Genomic DNA, 3,953 nt, shown 5'->3' on the forward strand with positions numbered 1-3,953 from the left:
ATACATCACCGTCATCCCGCCGCCAAAAGACGGCATCCCCATGTCCGGGCCGCCGCTTCCCATCGGCGGCAAGCCTTGGACCACGCTTCCCAATGCCATCAGAGCGAAGGTCGGACTGGCGGCCAGCGCCAGCCCGCGCGACAGGTTCACGCCTTCACCGGTGCATCGGGATCACGAAAGGCCGCTTCCCCCGCATCCGAAATCTCCACCCATCTGGCGTCTGGCTTCGTCTCGGCTTCATAATTGTCGTGCCAATTCCACCATTTATACGGCGGGCTCTGCGGGTAGCCCTCGGGTGAATTCTCCCACGCCTCCTGCCGCCCGAGCGGTGTGAGATCAAGATAGCTCCACAGCGTGCCCAGCGCTTCGTCGCCGCGATTGTCGATGAAATAGGTGCGATAGACCTTGTCGCCTTCACGGATAAACACGTTATGGCCGTGCCACTCATCAACACCGAAATCCGCGTCGAAGCTGTCGGTCAGCGTGTACCAGGGGATCTGTTCCCACCCCATGCGGGTCTTGAGGCGTGCGATGTCGGCCTGCGGCGCGCGCGAGGCATAGGCGAGGGTCGTATCGCGTTGGTTGAGGTGGATCAGGTTCGAGACCTGATCCGCACCGAGCGAGCAGCCCCGACAGGCGTGTTCAGGCCAGCCGAACACCCCCGGCTCGAAAAAGGCGCGGTAGAGGATCAGTTGGCGCCGACCCGCGAAGAGATCGACCAGGCTCAGCCGCCCCTTCGGCCCCTCGAAGACATAATCCTTCTCGACCGCCATCCATGGCATGCGTCGCCGTTCCGCGGCCAGCGCATCCCGCGCACGGACATGCTTCTTTTCCTCCGCCAGCAGGGCATCGCGCGCCGCGCGCCATGCTGCCGGTGATACGACTGGCGGATGATTTCCCGGAAGTTCCGGCTCCATAGCATCACTCCCTCGTTGATTGTTCAGCGCTTCAGATCTCTTCGTCGGTGATCCTGCGAATGCGCGCGACCACGCCAGTCCATCCGCCGCTCATGTTGCGGAAGGCGGTCTCGTTGCGCGGCAGTTCGAAGCCCGAGTGGACCACACGCAGGCGCGTGCCACTCTCCGTCGGCTCCAGTGTCAGGGTGACCACCGTATCCAGCAGCGAGCCGTAGCCGGCGTTACCCTCGTGCCCGCCCTTCCAGCGATAGGCCAGGCGTTCGAATGGAACGACCTCGATGACCTCGCATCGGATTGTGCCGTCCCATGCGCCGGCGGCGGTGGTTTGATAGGTGAAGCAATTTCCCACGATCGGTTCGAAGCCGATCGGAGTCATTTTTAGCCAACGCGCCATCAGATCCGGGTGGGTGAGTGTCGCCCAGATTTTCTCCGGCCTATGAGGGAAGACGTCGTCAACCACGATCGCCCGCGTGCCGGTCTGCACCATGTCTTCGGTCATGGATCGATCTCCTTGAGAAGAACCCGCAAGTCGACGAACCGTTCTCTCCAGAAGGCGTCATAATGGCTCAACCAGTCGAAAAGTGGTGCGAGACCCTCGGGCCGCGCGCGATAGAAGACGCGGCGACCCTGCGGGCGCTCGGCCACCAGGCCGGCTTGTTTGAGCAGCTTCAGATGCTGGGAAACGGCGCCCTGGGTGACGCCGCTTTCGCGCGTCAGTTCAGAGACGTTAAGCTCCGATCGCGCAACACGCTCGAAGACCGCCCGCCGGGTCGGGTCCGAAAGGGCATGGAGAACGGCATCAACCTGGAGAGACTGGATCATGGCGCATGATTAGTATTCGCTAATCAATTAGTCAATACTAATTTTATGAAGCCAAGTGACATCTCCAGCCCGGCCAAGCCTGGGCGGCGGCGGGGTCGTCGAAGCCGGGCCGCGGACACGTCACCGTAATCCTGGTGCGAGCCTGGCGCAGGGTTTTGGCCGGATCCGGCCGCGACAGAGCCGTCACATAGCTGTAAAAGGGCAAGGATGAGTTCGTCGACCACCCTGCCCGAGCTGACCGACCGGCAATTCGCCCAGATCGCCCGCGCGCTCGCCGAACCCCGCCGCTATCAGATGCTGAAAATGCTAGGCGAGCATCACGGCACGGTCGCCTGCACCACGCTGAACCAGTGCCAGGAGGTCAGCGCCGCCACCATCTCCCATCATATGAAGGAGTTGGAGAATGCCGGGCTGATCGAAATCGTGCGCGAGGGCAAGTTTGCCAATCTGACCTTGCAGCGCGACGTTCTTGCCGCTTACCTGAAGCGCCTATCCGAAATCTGAAGTTCTGCCCTGCGCTGACCTGACTGGCGCTTATCGTTAGACAGTTATCTAATTGTCTAAACTGAAACGCTACAGGAGTTAGTCATGAGCAAGCTTGCAGGAAAGGTCGCGCTCGTCACCGGCGCGTCTAAGGGTATCGGCACGGCGATTGCCGTAGCACTGGCGGCCGAGGGTGCGGCCGTCGCGGTGAACTATGCGTCCGACAAGGCGGGCGCGGATAAGACCGTCGCTGCTATCGAAGCGGCCGGCGGCCGCGCGGTGGCCGTTCAGGGCTCGGTCGCCGATGCCGCCGAGCGGATCGTTGCCGAGACCGTCTCGGCCTTCGGCAAAATCGACGTGCTGGTGAACAATGCCGGCGTCTATTCCTTCGCACCGCTGGACGCGGTGACCGCGGAGGAATTCCATCGCCAGTACAATACCAACGTGCTCGGCCTGCTGCTGACCACGCAGGCGGCGGTGAAGCACTTCCCGGAGACGGGCGGCAGCGTCATCAACGTCAGCTCTCTCGTCACGCGGGTGCATCCGCCGGGCACCTCGGTCTATGCCGGAACCAAGGGCGCGGTCGATGCCTTGACCGTGGTGCTGTCGAAGGAACTCGGGCCGCGCGGCATCCGCGTCAATTCCGTGAGCCCAGGCCTGGTCCTCACCGAAGGCTCCGCCGCCTTCGCCGAGGGCGAATTCGGCGAGACCGTGGTGGCACAGACGCCGCTCGGCCGTATCGGCCGGCCGGATGACATCGCGCCGGTCGCGGTCTTCCTCGCTTCCGACGATTCCCATTGGGTGACGGGCGAGAGCCTCTACACCGGCGGCGGCGCGCGCTAATGCGAACAGGGCGGCGGGGCAACCCGCCGCCCACACCGGCGTCTCAGACAGCGTGAAATTCGATATGGGGGATTGCCATATCAAGTGCCAGTTCCAGCGGTTGCGCGTTCCGCGCCGTCTTGGACAGCAGAAGCGCCCCCTGGATCGACGCGTTTCGCGCCCTTCGCGTAGATCAGACGACGTGCTGCGTCTGGTAGCGTTCATGCGGTCTCAAGCCAAATAGCCCGCGACCTACCTCAGCTTTTCGCGGAACAGCCTGAGCGCGCTGTCATAGCCGAAGCGGGCGAGTTCCGCGTCATAGCGCGGTCCTTCGTCGCGCATGAAGGCATGGGCGGCGTTGACCTCATGCCATTCGTACTGCACGCCCGCCTCCTCCAGGCGCGCGCGGATCATGTTGCGGCCCTCCAGCGGCACATGCGGATCCTGCCGGCCGAAGACCATCAGCAGCGCACCCTGGATCTCGGCCGCACGGTCCAGGCTGCCGTCATTCGCCCCTGCGCCCAGCGTATGGGTGTGCAGGTCGGTCGCGTAGAAACAGGCGGTTGCCTTCACATCCGGCTGCAAGGCAGCCCGGAAGGCGAGATGGCCGCCCAGGCAGACGCCGAAGGCGCCGAGGCTGCCAGTGCAATTCGGGTGGCTTTTGAGGAAATCGAGCGCCGCCCGGCAATCGGCGTCATAACTCGGCACGGGCTTGGCGAATTTCAGCTCGTTGCCGCGGTCGGTGCCCGGCTTGTCATAGGCAAGCACGGTCCCCGCCGGCTCATACTCATGATAAACCTCGGGGACTCCGACCAGGAACCCGTGGCTCGCGAGATAGGCGGCGGTGCGGCGGATCGGCGCCGTCACCTGATAGATTTCCGAATACAGGATAAGGGCGGGGAAGCGCCC

The 3,953-nt window shown here is 63.5% G+C and carries 6 protein-coding genes; 2 read left to right on the forward strand and 4 right to left on the reverse strand.

The genetic code is table 11. The features are described from left to right. Nucleotides 1–146: 146 nt before the first annotated feature. Genes VL752_RS08180 through VL752_RS08190 form a run of 3 tightly spaced genes read right to left on the reverse strand, consistent with a single transcriptional unit; the run spans nucleotide 147 to nucleotide 1,739 of the window. The gene (locus VL752_RS08180) at nucleotides 147–917 is read right to left on the reverse strand and encodes a DUF899 domain-containing protein (protein WP_325353995.1); all 771 of its coding nucleotides are present in this window, start codon (nucleotides 915–917) and stop codon (nucleotides 147–149) included. A 31-nt stretch (nucleotides 918–948) separates the two neighbouring features. Beyond that, a complete protein-coding gene (locus VL752_RS08185) occupies nucleotides 949–1,416 on the reverse strand; it encodes an SRPBCC family protein (RefSeq protein ID WP_325353997.1) in 468 nt (155 codons plus the stop codon). Continuing rightward, nucleotides 1,413–1,739: an ArsR/SmtB family transcription factor gene (locus tag VL752_RS08190; protein WP_325353999.1), complete on the reverse strand. Its 327-nt coding sequence runs from the start codon at nucleotides 1,737–1,739 to the stop codon at nucleotides 1,413–1,415. Before VL752_RS08190 ends, VL752_RS08185 begins: the two co-directional genes overlap by 4 nt. Before the next feature lie 207 nt (nucleotides 1,740–1,946). On the opposite strand from VL752_RS08190, the gene VL752_RS08195 reads away from it, so the two are divergent. Further along, on the forward strand, nucleotides 1,947–2,243 hold the full coding sequence (locus tag VL752_RS08195) for an ArsR/SmtB family transcription factor (protein ID WP_325354001.1): 297 nt from the start codon (nucleotides 1,947–1,949) through the stop codon (nucleotides 2,241–2,243). A gap of 84 nt (nucleotides 2,244–2,327) precedes the next feature. Beyond that, on the forward strand, nucleotides 2,328–3,065 hold the full coding sequence (locus VL752_RS08200; protein WP_325354003.1) for an SDR family NAD(P)-dependent oxidoreductase: 738 nt from the start codon (nucleotides 2,328–2,330) through the stop codon (nucleotides 3,063–3,065). Nucleotides 3,066–3,296: 231 nt separating this feature from the next. Here VL752_RS08200 and VL752_RS08205 read toward each other — a convergent pair. Beyond that, nucleotides 3,297–3,953 (reverse strand): dienelactone hydrolase family protein (locus tag VL752_RS08205; protein WP_325354004.1); only part of this gene is annotated, 657 nt, incomplete at its 5' end.

Source organism: Acidisoma sp., assembly GCF_035492295.1.
GTDB lineage: Bacteria > Pseudomonadota > Alphaproteobacteria > Acetobacterales > Acetobacteraceae > Acidisoma.

Excerpts from the sequence above, each read along its gene's own strand:
- VL752_RS08180 (WP_325353995.1), bottom strand. The coding sequence starts at position 917 with ATGGAGCCGGAACTTCCGGGAAATCATCCGCCAGTCGTATCACCGGCA.
- VL752_RS08185 (WP_325353997.1), bottom strand. The coding sequence starts at position 1,416 with ATGACCGAAGACATGGTGCAGACCGGCACGCGGGCGATCGTGGTTGAC.
- VL752_RS08190 (WP_325353999.1), bottom strand. The coding sequence starts at position 1,739 with ATGATCCAGTCTCTCCAGGTTGATGCCGTTCTCCATGCCCTTTCGGAC.
- VL752_RS08195 (WP_325354001.1), top strand. The coding sequence starts at position 1,947 with ATGAGTTCGTCGACCACCCTGCCCGAGCTGACCGACCGGCAATTCGCC.
- VL752_RS08200 (WP_325354003.1), top strand. The coding sequence starts at position 2,328 with ATGAGCAAGCTTGCAGGAAAGGTCGCGCTCGTCACCGGCGCGTCTAAG.